16 protein-coding genes are annotated in these 16,181 nt (G+C 37.6%); 2 read left to right on the top strand and 14 right to left on the bottom strand.

Annotated elements, in window-relative coordinates:
• Positions 1-5: 5 nt before the first annotated feature.
• From Q0V26_RS14410 to rlmF, 10 genes are all read right to left on the bottom strand, one after another.
• The gene (locus tag Q0V26_RS14410; RefSeq protein WP_297482936.1) at positions 6-836 is read right to left on the bottom strand and encodes a DUF1365 domain-containing protein; all 831 of its coding nucleotides are present in this window, start codon (positions 834-836) and stop codon (positions 6-8) included.
• Positions 829-2,103: an FAD-dependent oxidoreductase gene (locus Q0V26_RS14415; RefSeq protein WP_297482939.1), complete on the bottom strand. Its 1,275-nt coding sequence runs from the start codon at positions 2,101-2,103 to the stop codon at positions 829-831. Before Q0V26_RS14415 ends, Q0V26_RS14410 begins: the two co-directional genes overlap by 8 nt.
• Entirely contained in the window at positions 2,100-2,846 is a 747-nt protein-coding gene (locus tag Q0V26_RS14420; protein ID WP_297482942.1) for an SDR family NAD(P)-dependent oxidoreductase, read from the bottom strand. The genes Q0V26_RS14415 and Q0V26_RS14420 overlap by 4 nt, the downstream gene beginning before the upstream one ends.
• The gene (locus Q0V26_RS14425) at positions 2,843-3,280 is read right to left on the bottom strand and encodes a nuclear transport factor 2 family protein (RefSeq protein WP_297482945.1); all 438 of its coding nucleotides are present in this window, start codon (positions 3,278-3,280) and stop codon (positions 2,843-2,845) included. The genes Q0V26_RS14420 and Q0V26_RS14425 overlap by 4 nt, the downstream gene beginning before the upstream one ends.
• Before the next feature lie 25 nt (positions 3,281-3,305).
• Positions 3,306-4,802: a deoxyribodipyrimidine photo-lyase gene (gene phrB, locus Q0V26_RS14430; RefSeq protein ID WP_297482947.1), complete on the bottom strand. Its 1,497-nt coding sequence runs from the start codon at positions 4,800-4,802 to the stop codon at positions 3,306-3,308.
• A gap of 25 nt (positions 4,803-4,827) precedes the next feature.
• On the bottom strand, positions 4,828-5,628 hold the full coding sequence (locus Q0V26_RS14435; protein WP_297482950.1) for a MerR family transcriptional regulator: 801 nt from the start codon (positions 5,626-5,628) through the stop codon (positions 4,828-4,830).
• Between the two features lie 46 nt (positions 5,629-5,674).
• Positions 5,675-6,622: a 2-thiouracil desulfurase family protein gene (locus Q0V26_RS14440; RefSeq protein ID WP_297482952.1), complete on the bottom strand. Its 948-nt coding sequence runs from the start codon at positions 6,620-6,622 to the stop codon at positions 5,675-5,677.
• Positions 6,623-6,822: 200 nt separating this feature from the next.
• The gene (locus tag Q0V26_RS14445) at positions 6,823-7,410 is read right to left on the bottom strand and encodes a YceI family protein (protein ID WP_297482954.1); all 588 of its coding nucleotides are present in this window, start codon (positions 7,408-7,410) and stop codon (positions 6,823-6,825) included.
• 51 nt (positions 7,411-7,461) lie between these two features.
• Complete coding sequence (locus tag Q0V26_RS14450) at positions 7,462-8,007, bottom strand: cytochrome b (protein ID WP_297482957.1); 546 nt, start codon at positions 8,005-8,007, stop codon at positions 7,462-7,464.
• A 171-nt stretch (positions 8,008-8,178) separates the two neighbouring features.
• Entirely contained in the window at positions 8,179-9,201 is a 1,023-nt protein-coding gene (gene rlmF / locus Q0V26_RS14455; protein WP_297482959.1) for a 23S rRNA (adenine(1618)-N(6))-methyltransferase RlmF, read from the bottom strand.
• Positions 9,202-9,491: 290 nt separating this feature from the next.
• Here rlmF and Q0V26_RS14460 point away from each other — a divergent pair, with 290 nt between their 5' ends.
• On the top strand, positions 9,492-10,625 hold the full coding sequence (locus tag Q0V26_RS14460) for a transporter substrate-binding domain-containing protein (protein WP_297482962.1): 1,134 nt from the start codon (positions 9,492-9,494) through the stop codon (positions 10,623-10,625).
• A gap of 48 nt (positions 10,626-10,673) precedes the next feature.
• Here the strand turns inward: Q0V26_RS14460 and viaA are convergent, their stop codons facing one another.
• Both viaA and Q0V26_RS14470 read right to left on the bottom strand, forming a co-directional pair.
• Positions 10,674-12,131: an ATPase RavA stimulator ViaA gene (viaA, locus tag Q0V26_RS14465; protein WP_297482964.1), complete on the bottom strand. Its 1,458-nt coding sequence runs from the start codon at positions 12,129-12,131 to the stop codon at positions 10,674-10,676.
• Between the two features lie 61 nt (positions 12,132-12,192).
• Positions 12,193-13,848 (bottom strand): ATPase RavA domain-containing protein, encoded by a 1,656-nt coding sequence (locus tag Q0V26_RS14470; protein WP_297482966.1) that lies wholly within the window; start codon positions 13,846-13,848, stop codon positions 12,193-12,195.
• Positions 13,849-14,245: 397 nt separating this feature from the next.
• Between Q0V26_RS14470 and Q0V26_RS14475 the strand changes: the two genes are divergently transcribed.
• A complete protein-coding gene (locus tag Q0V26_RS14475) occupies positions 14,246-15,067 on the top strand; it encodes a phosphate ABC transporter substrate-binding protein (protein ID WP_297482969.1) in 822 nt (273 codons plus the stop codon).
• Positions 15,068-15,178: 111 nt separating this feature from the next.
• On the opposite strand, the gene Q0V26_RS14480 is transcribed toward Q0V26_RS14475, so the two are convergent.
• Positions 15,179-16,036, bottom strand: coding sequence for a rhodanese-like domain-containing protein (locus Q0V26_RS14480; RefSeq protein WP_297482972.1), 858 nt, complete (start codon positions 16,034-16,036; stop codon positions 15,179-15,181).
• A gap of 8 nt (positions 16,037-16,044) precedes the next feature.
• On the bottom strand, positions 16,045-16,181 hold a 137-nt coding region (locus Q0V26_RS17905), incomplete at its 5' end, for a nucleotidyltransferase family protein (RefSeq protein ID WP_363316471.1).

Consider the following 16,181-nt stretch of genomic DNA (forward strand, 5'->3'; position numbering starts at 1 on the left):
CCTTACTATTCATTGTCATGATGAGGATGATCATAAATTTGTGCCCCTTTACGCCACAATTTAAAGGCTTGCCAATAGATCCCTACCACGACTTTAATCGTCATTATCGGTGTAACGAACAAATGCCGTAGTAAAATTGCAGTCGTAAATGGCTGCTTTTGCATCGCTAATGTGGCATCAAAGACTTTTGCTGGAACCTCAAGATTATGATTGCTATTTTCATCAAACCTTTTTTCACTCTCTCGATGAAAGCTATCTTTTTTAGAGTGTACCTCCAAGTGAATCTTGACAATGCTATCAGGGATAGACAACTGCCAAACATAATCTTGATCCATAGGATTAAACGGGGAGACATGAAACGCTTTGTCATCAATAAAATGCTTTTGTTGCCAATATTGCTTGGCGGGGATCGCATAATAATGACGTTGATTCCAAGGTGTATTACTCACTTCAGCGAGAACATATTGCCAACATCCTTGTTGATCAAAAACGTAATACATATTCAATGGACTAAAATACAATCCACCATAACGTAGATGACATAACATGCTGACCTTGCCACTGATACGTTCACCCGTCAGTTCAAAAATTTTATTCTCAACTGACAAGTTAATATTTTCAGCACCACCAATATAGTCTTGACGACGAAAGCGAGCAAAATGAAACCATGACCGCCCAAAACACGTTACCCTGTCACATAATGTATCAATTTCATCAACGTCGAGATACACCATAAACATTGAATAGCGGAAACGGTGCAATACGGGCGTAAAGCGTCGATGCCTAACATGGCCACTATAAATGCCACTATTGATAATAGGCACAACCTTACTCATACGCATTTACACCATCAGCATGTGCTATTGCCTCAATAACATCTAACGCACTTTTAACGCCATCTTCATGAAATCCGTTATACCAATAAGCACCACAGAACCATGTATTATCTAGACCATTAATCAAATGCCGTTGTTGTTGCGCTTTAATACTACTGAGATTAAACACCGGATGAGCATAAGTAAATTGGCGTAATATCTTACTGGGATCGATAGCTTGCGTTTGATTTAACGTGACACAAAATGTTTCAGGAGCATCAATACCTTGTAGAATATTCATATTATAAGTTAAGGCAGGAAGCTGGTGGAGTGACCCATTATCCGTTAATGGTAAATGATAATTCCATGAAGCCCATGCAGCTTTCGCATCAGGTAAAATGCTGGCATCTGTGTGTAAGACAACATCATTATCTTGATACGCCATGGCAGACAATACCTGCTGTTCATTTACGGTACTATCGGCTAGTAGCGTTAAGGCTTGATCGCTATGACATGCAAAAATAACATGGTCAAAAACGTCCACACTGTCGTTAACGGTGATATGAATTTGATCATTAATACGGCTCACTTGTTGTACGGAAGAATTGAGCCTGATAAGTGGTTCTATTTCTACTAGCATACGCTTTACATATTCACGTGAGCCACCAGGAATGACATACCACTGTGGACGATTAACAATATCAAGTAAGCCATGATTTAAGAAAAAACGCAGAAAAAAGCCTAATGGTATATTGCGCATATCGGCCAATGATGATGACCAAATTGCAGCGCCCATTGGTAAAATATAATTCTCAGTAAAATAATCACTCAAACCATGCTGTTGTAAAAAATCACCTAACGTTTGCTGTTGCTCAATATCTTCATAAGCCGTTTGTTTTGCCAAGCGATTAAATTTAGTGATTTCATATAAGAAGTGAAAAAACTGTGGTTTAAATAGATTCTTTTTCTGAGCAAACAGTGAACTCAACCCATGACCATTATATTCCAAGCCATTATTTTCATTATGAACACTAAAACTCATTTCACTGGCTTGTCTTTCAATATCAAGCTCTGTTAATAACTGTTCAAAATTAGGGTATGTACGATCGTTAAAAACAATAAACCCAGTATCGATGGCATATCGACCACTCGCAACCTCAACATCTACTGTTGCTGTATGCCCACCAGCATAATCATTGGCTTCAAATAGCGTAATACTATGTTGATGGCGTAAATACCATGCTGAAGTTAACCCTGAAATCCCGGATCCTATAATTGCTATTTTCATGACGCATTCCTTGTCATCCGTTGAATAATAATCCGCTGTAAAGCAACAGGAAATAAAGCAATCGCTTTCAGTAATAAGGTGAATTTTATCGGAAAATGTATTTCTGCTTGTTGCTTCTCAATACCTTGACGTATCTTAAGGGATGCATATTCACAGCTAACAATCATCGGCATTGGAAAGTCATTTTTATTGGTGAGCGGTGTTGCAACAAATCCTGGGTTAACCAAAGTAACCGTCTTAACCTTGTCTTTTAAATCTATCGCTAATCCATTAGCTAAGTAAGATAGAGCTGCTTTTGAAGCGCCATAAGCTTCAGCACGGGGTAAAGCGGTATAAGCGGCTGATGAGCTAATAAAGACCAAATGTGTTGTAGCGGTAAATCGAGATTGCATTGCATCTAAACAGTGAATAATGCCAAAAAAATTGACCTCAAATACACGCTTAAATACATCACTCTCAATCACACCATTATCGATATATTCACAAGTGCCAGCATTTAAAATAATGTAATCAGGTAATGTTTCAATTTCGGCTAAAACTTGCCTTGTTTGCTCAAGATTGGTGACATCAAAGACTAACGGGGTTATTTTTCCTATCGAGGTTGCATCAAGGTTAGTGACTAATTGTTCAAGTCGTCGTTGATTTTGACCACAAGCATAAACATGCCAACCACTATTCGCATAATCTGTTGCTAACTGCAGACCAATGCCTGAGCTTGCACCGGTAATAAGTACCTGTTTCATTGGCCCAACCTCGTTTTAATAGACGTAATGACATAACCAATAACAGGTAGCCCTTCATATAGCATCGCCCCTAAATCAAAAAAATCACGATGATAAATGATCTGTTGCTGTTTAATGGTTAGCTGAGTACAACCGTCTAAGGTGCGTTGCTTCCCTTGCTGTAACTTTGGATGAGAAAAAATCATTGTCCATTGTAAAAACGCACAATCGCCATCAACAACCGCTTGATTTATAGTAAAATTACAATAATTAATGTTACTATACAGCGCAGTAAAATAATGCTGTAGCGCGTCAATACCAACAACATGATGGGCAGGATCTTCAAATACAATCTCTGAGTGATAGACATCATTGAGCAGTAATAAATTGTCTTTATTAAGCTGACAATAAACCTCAATAAACCTATTAATTACTGTGTTATTGGTTGTAACCATAATAATATCCTTATTATTATTCTATTTATGCCTCACGCTGGTTGTCATACTCTGTTTTAGCTTGCTTATAACTCTCAATCGCTAACAACCGCATTTGTTTATGATCAACAATCGGCAACGGATAATTCACACTACCAAAACCAGGCCATAATGATGGTGCATGGATATATTTATCAGGAACGGATTCAAGTTCGGGGATCCATTGGCGAATAAACTCCCCTTTGGGATCAAACCGTTCACTTTGCGTAGTGGGATTAAAGACTCGAAAATACGGTTGAGCATCAGTTCCCGTTGATGCAGCCCATTGCCAGCCGCCATTATTTGAGGCTAATTCACCATCAATCAGCTGCTGCATAAACCACTGTTCGCCAATACGCCAATCACACAACATGTCCTTGGTTAAAAAACTCGCAGTGATCATCCGTAATCTATTATGCATCCAACCGGTTATTGCCAGTTGTCGCATTGCCGCATCCACCAGCGGAAATCCGGTTTGTCCTTGTTGCCAAGCATGAATATGATCGCTATTTTCTAACCATTGCACATTATCTGTATATAACTGAAAAGGTTGGTTTTTACTTAAACGTTCATCACTATCAAGCAAATGATTGTAAAACTCACGCCACACCACTTCGCTTAACCAGACAAAAGCACCGTTATCTTTATTTATTTCAACACATTGCGGCAAAGTTTGTAATAAAGCAGCTAAACACTGACGGGCAGACAAAGCACCAATGGCCAAATAAGGAGATAAACAACTGGTACCATCAATGGCAGGAAAGTCACGTTGTTGCTGATAATATTCAGCTTTAGTTTCACAAAACATCTGTAATCGTTGTTGAATAGTCCCTTCATCAACCGGCCATAAGACACTGTCTTGTTTGAGGTAATTAAAGGTTTGAAGATTACAGTTAGCATCAATATTGCCCGCAAGAAGATCAGCACATTGCGCACTAGGAGTTACGGTGTCACTATTAGTAACGGGCTGATAATTATGCCTTAAAAACTGTGCTAGCCATGAATTTCGGTATGGTGTGAACACTTTATACATCTGTTGTTGTTTGGTGACCACGCTACCTGGAGGTAATACACAAAAATCATCACTACAATGCCACTGCTTATTATGTATCAATAAAGCCTGTTCCACCGCCCGATCTCGTTGTTTTTCATTCCAACCATACTGACGATTACAATACACTGCATTAATTTGGTATTGCTGACACAAATTAAGAATAATGTCAGTTACCGTAGAAAAATCATCCCCTTCAAGGATTAATAATGGAATATTGATATCATGAAGCTGCTGTTTAATAACGTGTAATCGGCGTTCAATTAAATCAATTTGCCGTCCTGAAACATAATGTTGATACCACTGCATTGGGGTTGCAATATAAACGGCAATAATAGGTAAACCAGACGCTATGGCCCGATTTAAAGCGGTGTTATCCGTAACTCGTAAATCAGCCCGCAGCCATACTAATGCATGACCCGTTATTGTTGATAATTGAGGCTCAGTATTCATTCTATTACCCCTATGGCATGTGCTATTACAGTCCGTGAATTATTTTTATACTGCCAACAAAATACAGCTTCACGTCTGTTTCTTGTTGCACCATGTCAATATCAGCCAGTTGACGTCGACTGAGTTTAGTCTCGCCCACGACCACAAGATTAACGATATTACGTTCACGTATACACGCAGAGAGACCCGTTAATCGTCCTGATAAGTTTGGCATAATAGTGACACCGTCACCTTTGTAGCACCATGCTAGTCCTTGCTGCCAAATCTTATGACTGTTGCATTTATCAAAACTAATCAATAAGCACGTTAGTTTCTTTTCATTGTTTATTTTGGTAATAACATTAATAAAACAGACAGTTAAAACAGATATCCACAAACTTTTTTGTATTGAATATAAAGGATTATCTTGATGCTCAATAACAGCACTCACCTCGGGTAATAAGCGCTGTTGAATCACCTCATAGGGATAAATTTTTAACGCTTCATTAATTAAACGTTCTAATTTAAACCCATTTAATGCTTGTACTGCGGCAATAATATCGTCCGTAATGTCTAATACTTGCTGTCGCTCTAATATTGGATCAGCATCGCCAGCTAACAAGGGTTTCACTTTTCCAATAGAAACCCCTTTTGCAAGCCAGTTCAGGATCAATGTAATTTTATTTATGTCGCCTTCAGTGTATAAACGGTGACCTTGAGAGGTACGTTGAGGGACCAAAAGACCATAACGACGTTGCCATGCTCTTAATGTTACAGCGTTAACCCCTGTAACATCAGAAACCTCACTGATTGTAAATAATTTAGTATCTTCAGTAAGATCGCCCATAAAACCTCTTAAAAATAATTACAACTATCACTAATACCTACTGATTTTACAATGCATAACGTAACTTCAAACTTTCAGGATAAAGATCTAAATATGCTTGATCAGCGAGATAACTATCAGGATAAACCGTTAGGTGGTGGTTAATCAGAGTTAATGGTGCAATTAAAGGCAAAAGCCCTTCTCGATAACGCATAATGACATCACGCAATTCGGCTTTTTGAGGTTTATCAAGATCACGCTTAAAGTACCCCTGAATATGCATTAATACATTGGTGTTATTTTTACGGCTAGCTCTATTTTTTAATGCATCCATTAAGCGTTGGCGGTATTCAACAAAGAAAGCATTCAAGTCATCCCATTTATGAATATCAGAAACAAAAGGCCCTAATGCACGGTAAGATTGTGGATCATGCGCCATTAAGCACAATTTATAGCGAGAATGAAATTTAATAATATTATCGCGAGTTATTCCCCCCGCAATAGAACGGTATAAATCATCAAGCGCATAAATACGAAAGATGAAATTTTCGCGTAATACAGGGTCTTGTAAGCGACCATCTTCTTCAATCGGCAGCCACGGCATTTTATCCATCAACCGCTGCGTAAAAATACCGACAGCTCCTCCCGGGATTGAATTACCGTTATCTAGATATAATTTCACTCGCTCCATGCCACAGGTTGGTGATTTAGCACAAACAATATAACCGCGTAAATCGTTAAAGCTGGGGATTTGATTATCGGCAAAAGTAACCATTTCATCGGTATAATCAAGGCTATGATCTTTAGTGCCAACCAAAGCAATACGATCACCGTTATCTTGTAAACGAATCGTAGGCCGTGGAACGGTCATTCCAATACCAACCTCTGGACACACTGGTTTAAAGTCAAAATATTCACTCAATTCTTCGTCAGCAAAACGGTTACGCTTATGCCCACCATCGAACCGTACTTTTTGTCCCAATACACAAGCACTAATACCAACAGGAATTCCCATATTTCCTCCAAACCAGCACAACTAAGTTGTACAAATGTTAAAATCTGTACAATAAATGTAGCCAAATTAAATTGGTTGTACAACTTTTTTTTTTGTACAACTAAATGATAAAAGTATTAGTAAACAATAACTCTAAATTACAGCCATAAAAAAGCGACCATCAGGTCGCTTTCATAATATTTTATTGATTTGCTTATTAATTAAAGACGAATGCCTTCAACGTTTAACTCTAATTCAACTATCGTAGACGCGGGACCTAAATCTGTTTCAATATTATAATCTTTCAACGCAATCATTGTTGTACCAACAAAACCTCGGCGATAGCCGCCCCATGGATCATTGCCTGCACCAATATTCTTAACATCAATCGTGACAGGTTTTGTCACTCCATTTAAGGTTAAATCTCCTATCATAGTAGCTTTACCATTACCGAGATCTTTAAAAGAGCGACTGACAAAATTCGCCTGAGGAAACTTATCAACATTTAAAAAATCTTTGCTACGCAGATGCTTATCACGCTCTGCATGGTTTGAATCCACACTTGCTGTTTCAATATTGACTGTCACTTTTGATGCTTCAGGTTGATTTTCATCATAACTAAACTGGCCATCAAATGTATTAAAGCGCCCCACTAGCCAGCTGTATCCTAGGTGCTGGATTCGAAATTGAATAGAAGCGTGAGAGCCAGAAGTATCAATTTTATAGTCGTCAGCTAAAGCGACAGAAGAGACACATGCCGCGGCCAATAATGTTGCAGAAATCAACGTGGTTAAAAAGCATTTTTTCATCATAATCTCCATTTATGTAGTGATATGTCTAATCAAATAAATCCATTCTTGTTAAGCTTTACCTAGCATGCGCTTTAATGTGTCATCTTTATCTAAAAAATGATGTTTTATCGCACCAATAGCATGCAATAGTGTTAAACCAATCAAAATACAAGCGCCATACCAATGAATAACACCTGCGATATCTTCTTGATTTTTAATGTTTGTTAACGTTGCAGGCATATCAAACAAACCAAAAACACTAATAGCACGTCCATCTGCGGTTGAAATCAGATACCCACTAAGCATCACGATAATTAACACGCCATACAGTGCCCAATGTGCGTATTTTGCAAGCCATTTCTCCCATTTTGCATGGGTTGAAATAGCCACTGGTGAAGCTGTAAATATTCTGAATATCAGCTTAATCCCCACAAAAAATAGTAAAATCAAACCAATACTCTTATGCGTGTCTGGTGCTGCTTTATACCAAGCATGATAATAATTTAATTCGACCATCCACCAACCAAGCGCAAATAGCCCCATCACGGTTAATGCAACGAGCCAATGCAACCATATAATAGCGGGATGCCAATTCTTATTCGGTCCATTTTTCACGGCTACCTACCCTATTCAAAGAAAACTTATAATTATGGCGATCAAATCCTTGATTAAATAATAACCAAATTAAACCGTTTTATGCGTTTTTTATCGTTATTTTTGTTTGGGCATAAAAAAAGCGACCATCAAGGTCGCTTATTATCAATACGAGAATGTATTACTGAAATATTATGCCCAGCGTTCTGCTTGCCACTCTGCTTGTTGTTCTTCATTTAAGAACGTCCATGCAACAACACGAGAGATTTTCTGACCTTGTGACATTTCAATGGTTTTCACTTGGAATGCGCTTACTTTTTCAAGTTGCTTATAAATTACGCCAAGGTTTTCTTTCTTAGAAACCAGTGTTGTAAACCAGAAACATTGTGTCGTTTTGGTGGCACTTTGGTTGATCATCTTTTTAATAAAACCAACTTCACCGCCCGTACACCATAATTCTGCTTTTTGACCACCAAAGTTAAGCACTGGCGTTGTTGACTCAGATTTCGTATTAAATGCCGAAAGCTTATTACTACGACCATGGGCTTGACTCTTTTTATTTGAGTTAGTCGCAAGGTTACGTACTTTACGTTCAGATCCAGCCATCGCTTCCGCTTCTGAACCATGGAACGGTGGGTTACACATTGTAAAATCAAACACTTCTTCATCGTTGATCATATCAGTAAAGATATTATCAACATTATCTTGAAGACGGATCTGAATAGCGCCCTTTAAGCTCTTATTATTTGCAGCAATAAATTTAGCTGACTTAACGGCTAACTTATCAATCTCAGAACCAACAAACAGCCAGCCATACACACGGTGGCCAATAATAGGATAAACACAGTTTGCGCCGATACCAATATCTAAACCGCGAACACCTTTACCTTGTGGTACAGCACCGCCATTAGATTGTGCCAATAAATCTGCAATGTAATGAATATAATCAGCACGACCAGGGATGGGGGGGCACAAAAAGCCCGCGGGAATATCCCAGTAGTCCACATGATAGAAATGTTTTAATAATGCTTTATTCAATGTTTTTACTGCGAGCGGATCAGAAAAATTTACAGAAAGATCACCATAAGCATTTTCACTAACATATTGCGCTAGCTCTGGCGTTGCTTGAGTTAATGTCGCAAAGTCATAACGCGCACGGTGTGGGTTACGTGGATGTAGGCCTTGTTTAGGCTGTGCGGCTTTCTTTTGGGTCATCTTTGCTACTCGCAGGAATCAAATACAATTAAGCGCAGCATTGTACATGCTAAACCTTAATAACCTTAGCACCTTAATAATCAAATGCACAAAAAACGTCCAATTGTAGCTAACAATTATCATATTACGTCTTAAATTATTATTACACACCATATTAAATGCAAAAATATGCCACATCCAATTTTAAGCAGCTCGCAACACTGTCACGATAACTTATTAGTTGTAATATCTATTCTTATTAAAAAAGTCATTATACTTAAAGGTGTCCTCACCTTGCTAGGAGTGATGTAATGACACTTATCTCCCCATCATATCAACCATCTCATTTAGGTTTCTTGTCATTATTATTTATTACAATAATTAATATTATCGTCATATTCTATTCTCCTCATACACAAGCAGAAGCGCCCATAAATAATAAAACGTTACAAGTAGGTACCTATGCTTGCCCTCCTTTTGTCATAACGGATAAGACCAGTGACTATCAAGGATTATCTTTCTTACTATGGGATAATATTGCGACAAAACTTAATCTAAACTACACGGTTAAAATTTTACCACTCAAAGAATTACTTGCAGAGGTCGCTAATGGGACGCTTGATATCGGATTATCATGTATATCCATCACTCCTGAACGCGAAGAGATATTAGATTTTTCTCATTCATTTTATGAAACTAATCTAGCTATAGCTGTAAAACAAAAAAGTCATTGGGAAAACTTCATTAGTATTATATTCAACACCAAACTTTTACAAATTCTAGCCATTGTCTCAATTGCTGCGGCAATCATTGGTGGTATATATTATCGGCTTGAACACAGGGTTAATAACAAACTCTATTCAATGCAATCGCGCTCGGCCCGCTTAGTCGAAGGCTTCATTCTTGGATTATTATTTATAACTAAAGGTCCATTTAACTATTATGAATTTAAAACATTAACGGGACGAGTACTCACCGTTTTATTAGCCGTTTTTACAACATTATTTATTGCAAGTATTACAGCTGTACTTGCAAGTTCATTTACATTGGTCCGAATCAATAGTGATATCAAAAGTCCCAATGATTTAGATAATGTCGCTACAGGAGCAAAATTAGCCTCAACATCATCGAATTTTTTAACCAACCACAGCATTTCACACAAAACCTACGCAACAGTAGCTGATATGTTGCTTGCATTGGATAAAGGTGAAATTGAAGCGATTGTTGATGATGATGCTATTTTAAGATATCAAATAAAAATGGCAAAAAATAAAGGTAACTATGAACAATTACAAGTACTTCCTTACCAATTTGAGAAGCAAAATTATGGTATCGTACTTAGTGAAAATAGTCCTTATGATGAAGAAATCAATCGAGAGTTATTACAATTTCGTAAAAGTAACCAATGGAAAAAAGCGTTAACTGAATACTTTCAAATCAAATAAAAAGGAGCACTTATATACTCCTCCTACGATAACGAGTAATAAACTCATTTAGCGCCGTTTAAATAAGCGTCCAAGTTGGCTTAATGTTGATGGATGATAAGACCAACAATGATCAAATAATTCCAATAACTCAGGATTACCGTATTTAGATAAATTCACAGCATGGAAACGGTTTTTCTGCTGCTTTAACTTTTGAACTCGCGATTGCATTGCTTCAGGTTGGCTAGGGGCAATAAAGTCAGACAATACAACAAGATCAGCATTTTTATATTTACCTTCCGCCATCAGATCAATTGATTGATCAAGTACTGGTCCTAGATCTGTACCACCATGAAAGGAATACGATAAAAAGTTAACCACTTCATGTAAACCATCTTGTTTTGTGAGTTCGTAAGTGATTTGTTGTGTTGAAAACATAATGACAAAGCAATCACGCTCTTCAACAAGTGCTATCTGCATCAAACCATAAGCTAATGCTTTAGCGCAGTTTTCTGGATAACCCGACATCGAACCTGATGCATCAATGCAAACAATAAAAGGGCCTTTAGGTTGATCAACCTGTTTGGTTTGTCGTTTAAAAGCTTTTACTTTTCGCAGCTTACGTTGAGTCCCCTGCATGCGGTAATTCATTAACCGTTTATCCGCTAAGTGCTTATAAAAAATCACTTCAAGTTCAGGATAAGCTAAAAACATTGCTTCATTAGGCAATAACTTGGTCAAATCATCACTTTCATGAATTCCAACAATATCATCGGTAACATTGTCACTTATCTCTTCCACCAGCTTCATTTGTTCTGATTTCACCCGCTCTTTATTGGGATCATCAACTTCACTGGCCATGCGGCCTAATTTTTCAGCGATTTCTTGAAGACCATTGTTTTTCTTTAAGAATGCAGCGATTTTCTTCATCACATCAACATCAGTTTTAGTCAGCTTTGCTTGCGCCATATCCCACAAGCGTCCAGCTTTACTGACATCACCGGCATCGGTTACTGCCGCCATTTTTTTCATGGTTTCAATGCGTTGATATAAGTCTTTTAATAACTGATCTTTTTGCTCTTCAACTTCAGATTCTTGAGCTTCTCGCAATGCATAAGCTAAATAATCATACCATTTATCACAAAAGAAACGTTGAAACATGGGGTTATGTTTACTTTTTTCTGTCGCAAGTAAGCTTTTCGCTTTGAAATAAAAAGCGGATTGCCCTTCCAATTGCTTAACAATTTGCTCTGAGTGGGCAAAAAAGTACTCTTTATTCCATGTGCATACTTGTTGGTATAAATTAATCTCATCACTGAATTGCTCGACAACTGTGCCTTTAGCGGTTTTTCGAATCATTTGGCCACGCCACTTCATGATTTGATTTTTCATCGCCGTTTTAACACCAGGACTTGCTTCTGCAGCCATAAGAAGCTGTGGTCTAACCATAACTTCATGGACAGCAGAATCAATAATACCTGACTCTGCAAGCATCAAAGCAAAATTTAACCCTTCAGATACTGGCATAAGCATCTATCCTTTACTTTATTTTTCATCACTCATAAAATATTGTTTTTTAACTTAATAATCATTGTTGTGAAAAATAATCATCCATGTGAGTAATTCTAAAGGCACTCTTTTCCGCCATTAATTTCAATTCAGCTACTTTATCAACGCAGTCATTAAGGCTTTGTTCTATTAATGTCGGAAAATCGCCACTGATAAAATTATGCGGTAATGCGCCATGGAACGACGTACGTGCTTTAATCACATTATGCTCAGAGTCCGTAATCTTAGCCATTGCTTGATCAACCAGTTGTTGCCATTGTTGCTGTTGTGAACTTGTTAAACCTTTATTACCCGTTACACCGACCAATACAGGACGATTAGCAATATCTTTAATCACTAATTGATTTTCAGCGTCTATCTCAAACTGTAGTCGACATAAATGGGTATTTTTATTTACAAAACCATAAATATCGCATTTCCCTGTTCGAATTTTTTTATCAAACTCATCACCATCAACATATACCCAGCGACTATCACCTAATTCTTGCTCAGATACTGACGTATTAGGTTGTAGCATAACTAACTTAATCATGCGGGGGTTATTATTAATATTAAATCGTGTCGCCGTCGCAAAGTTATATTTAAACCATTCTTTACGCATAGTACTTTCACGGACAAATGTGGCGACTAATTGTGTACAGATATCTTGGTTAATATTACTAATAATAACATGAGCCTCTTTAGCATCAGCAATCGCATCTTGCTGATTAAAAGCATGTTTAGTCGCAAATTCCTTCATAATGCTGACAATCACATTTCGCGATTCAGGGCTATGCCATAAGCAATCTTGCAATAGTAATAAATCTAACGGATTGATATGATCACGACCGTTAAAAAATGCACTCGCTTTTAATAAACGCACTGATTTTTTCCAGCGGCGATCAGAAATATAAAGCTCACTATCTGTTATTTGCTCAATACTCTCTTCTGAGCGAGCTTCTATCATGGATTTTAACTGATAAATTTTTTCAAAAAGGGGATCCGTTAATGTCACATCTTCAATATGCGCTTGCCAGCTATAATATTCATCATCTTTAATGGTTAACGACGGATCAATTGCCGTTAATGTTGCACCATCACCCATTAACATTGATTTAAAATTACGCTTTTCTTGAATACGATTAACGAACACCCGTACTAACATACGGTCATATAACGCGTCTAAACCACTGTCTGCATCGGGTAATTCATTTGATGCGGTAATCAACAATCGCATTGGGATGGGGAGAATATCCTGACCATTTTTAAATGTTCGTTCATTCACTACGGTTAATAAGGTATTTAAAATCGCCGGCCCCGCTTTCCAGATTTCATCAAGAAAAACCACTTGAGCCGTTGGTAAGTAGCCATCAATTAAACGCACATACTTACCATTATCTTTTAATTCTTGAATTGATAATGGTCCAAACACTTCTTCAGGGGTTGAAAACCGTGTCATCAGATAATCAAAAAAAACACTATTATCAAATGCTTGAATCAATCTTTTAGCGATTAAACTTTTGGCAATACCCGGTGGGCCTAATAAAAATACACTTTCACCAGCCAATGCGGCTAGTAGACATAACTTAATGGTTTCTTCACGTTCATAAACACCATTAGAAAGCCCATTAATTAGTTTTTGAATGCGTTCTGATAAAATGGCTTTATTCGGTGTCGCTGTTGCTACTGTAAGCATATATCCAACCTTGAATTCTTATCCTACCATACATGGTATACCGTAAATGGTGTCTAATTATGTGGAATCACACCAATACGTTGCTGTCTTATAACCCTTATATCATGATTTTATGCGCGATACATCCAATACAGACTTTTAACAATAAAGTGTTATACCTAAGCGAATGATTAAAGTAATTATTGGTATATAACTGAGTGAATACAGATATATACCAATCAAATCATTTCATGAGTAATTATTCTATCAACTGTATTTATCTTTTATGTTTCTTTTAAAATGACATTACGAACAATTTGAAGAAGGTTTAGTCAGTAAAATCACCGTTTGAGTTTCATATTAACGTCATATAAGCGTAATACCATCTCTGTATATTATTCACGCATGGAACAAAGCAATGTTAACCAAGGCAACAACCCTATGGGCACTTTGTACAACACTTGCATTCAGTGCTCAAGCTAACGAAACCGTTACAATTACTGGCTCAACATCAGTCAGTCATATTATGGATATTTTAATTGAGCATTATTCAATACAACATCCTAATAACAAAATTAATGTGCAAGGTATCAGTTCATCTGCTGGTATCGTCGCATTACAAACGGGTACTGCCGACATCGGTATGAGTTCACGTATGATTAATGCCGATGAACTTGATGATAACTATACAATTACCCCTATCGCACATGATGGAATTGCATTAGTCGTTAACCCTGCCAATCCGATTAATAATATCACCCACTCACAAGTTAATAATATTTATCATGGCATAACAAAAAATTGGCAACAGGTAGGTGGTAATAATGAAGAAATTGCAGTTGTGAGCCGTGAAAATGCATCAGGATCTCGATTTTCGTTTGAGCACTTTATGCAACTCACCAAAAATGTGGCAGGATTTACCGTATCAGACATCAATCCAGAGGTATTAGTGGTAAGCACTAATGGTATGGTCAAAAGTTTAATTGCACGCAATCAACAAGCGATTGGTTACTTATCTTTTGGATCAATTGATAGCTCAATTAAACCATTATCTTATAATGGAGTAACACCCACTATTAGTAATATCCGTTCAGGTAAATATAAGATGGCTCGCCCATTTTTGATTATGTATAAGAAGCAAGGACTATCAGCGAACGCTGCGAAATTTATTCAATTTTTAGCATCTGATGATGTAAAAAAAATCATTAATAATAATGGTTATATCGCAGAATCATCATAATTGCCCCTTTTAAAACAAGCATGGCTTTTGGTGAAAATACCACTAAAAGCCAATGCTAAGTTCTAGTTTTAAATCATAAATCTTTGCATTATTTGAATCGGTTAACGACAGTTATTTCACCACTGGATACTTCTCATTTGCGCCCCATTCTGTCCATGAGCCATCATAAACAGTGACATTGTCACGTCCACTAAGTTGCGCGGCTAGAGCTAAAATACAAGCCGTAACACCAGAACCACAGCTAAAAATAAGTTGTTGATCGGCAGTACTCAATGCATCAAACTTCTGCTGTAATTGTTCAACGGGCAGAAAATAACCATCGGTTAATAACTCGCCAAAAGGTAAACTTTTCGCATTTGGCATATGACCACTGCGAAGCCCAACACGCGGTTCTTTTACAGTGGCGAGAAAACGTGCTGTAGGACGTGCATCAATGATTTGAATACGGGTATCATCCAGTCTTTGACACAAAGTATCGGCATCAATCACCCAACTAGATCGATATTTAGCACTGAAATCCCCAATCGCATTAGTCATTGGTACACCCGTTTGCGTCGCATAACCCGCCGCTAGCCAAGCAGGTAAACCACCATCAAGCACTGACACATTATCATGCCCCATCGCCTTGAACATCCACCAGCCACGTGGTGCTGAAAACATCCCTTGGCTATCATAAATGACAACATGGCTATCATTATTCACGCCTAATTTTGCAACTTCTTGAGTGAATAATTCAGCTGATGGCAACATATGTGGTAAATCAGTATTTGGTGCTGCTATTTGATGGTTAAAATCAAAAAAACGTGCCGTTGGGATGCGAACCTCAATAAACTCTTGTTGCGGATCGCGCGGCACATCAGGCATAAATGCACTAGCATCTAGCACTACAATTGATGCTGCCAACGAGCTATCAAATAATTGCTGATGAAGCCAAGCAGCAGACACTATATTATGAACAGGCGATATCATAAAAATCCTTAGGAATAATCCGCAGTTAAAATTTTTAACCTGGGCCACAATACCTGCCACTTTTTATCTCGAATACGCTGTTGATAAACGGCAGGTCTTGGGTAATGTGGATTGATGCTAACATGTAATGACCAGTTATGCTCTA

It is taken from the genome of uncultured Photobacterium sp. (genome assembly GCF_947039875.1).
In the GTDB taxonomy this organism is placed as follows: Bacteria; Pseudomonadota; Gammaproteobacteria; order Enterobacterales; family Vibrionaceae; genus Photobacterium.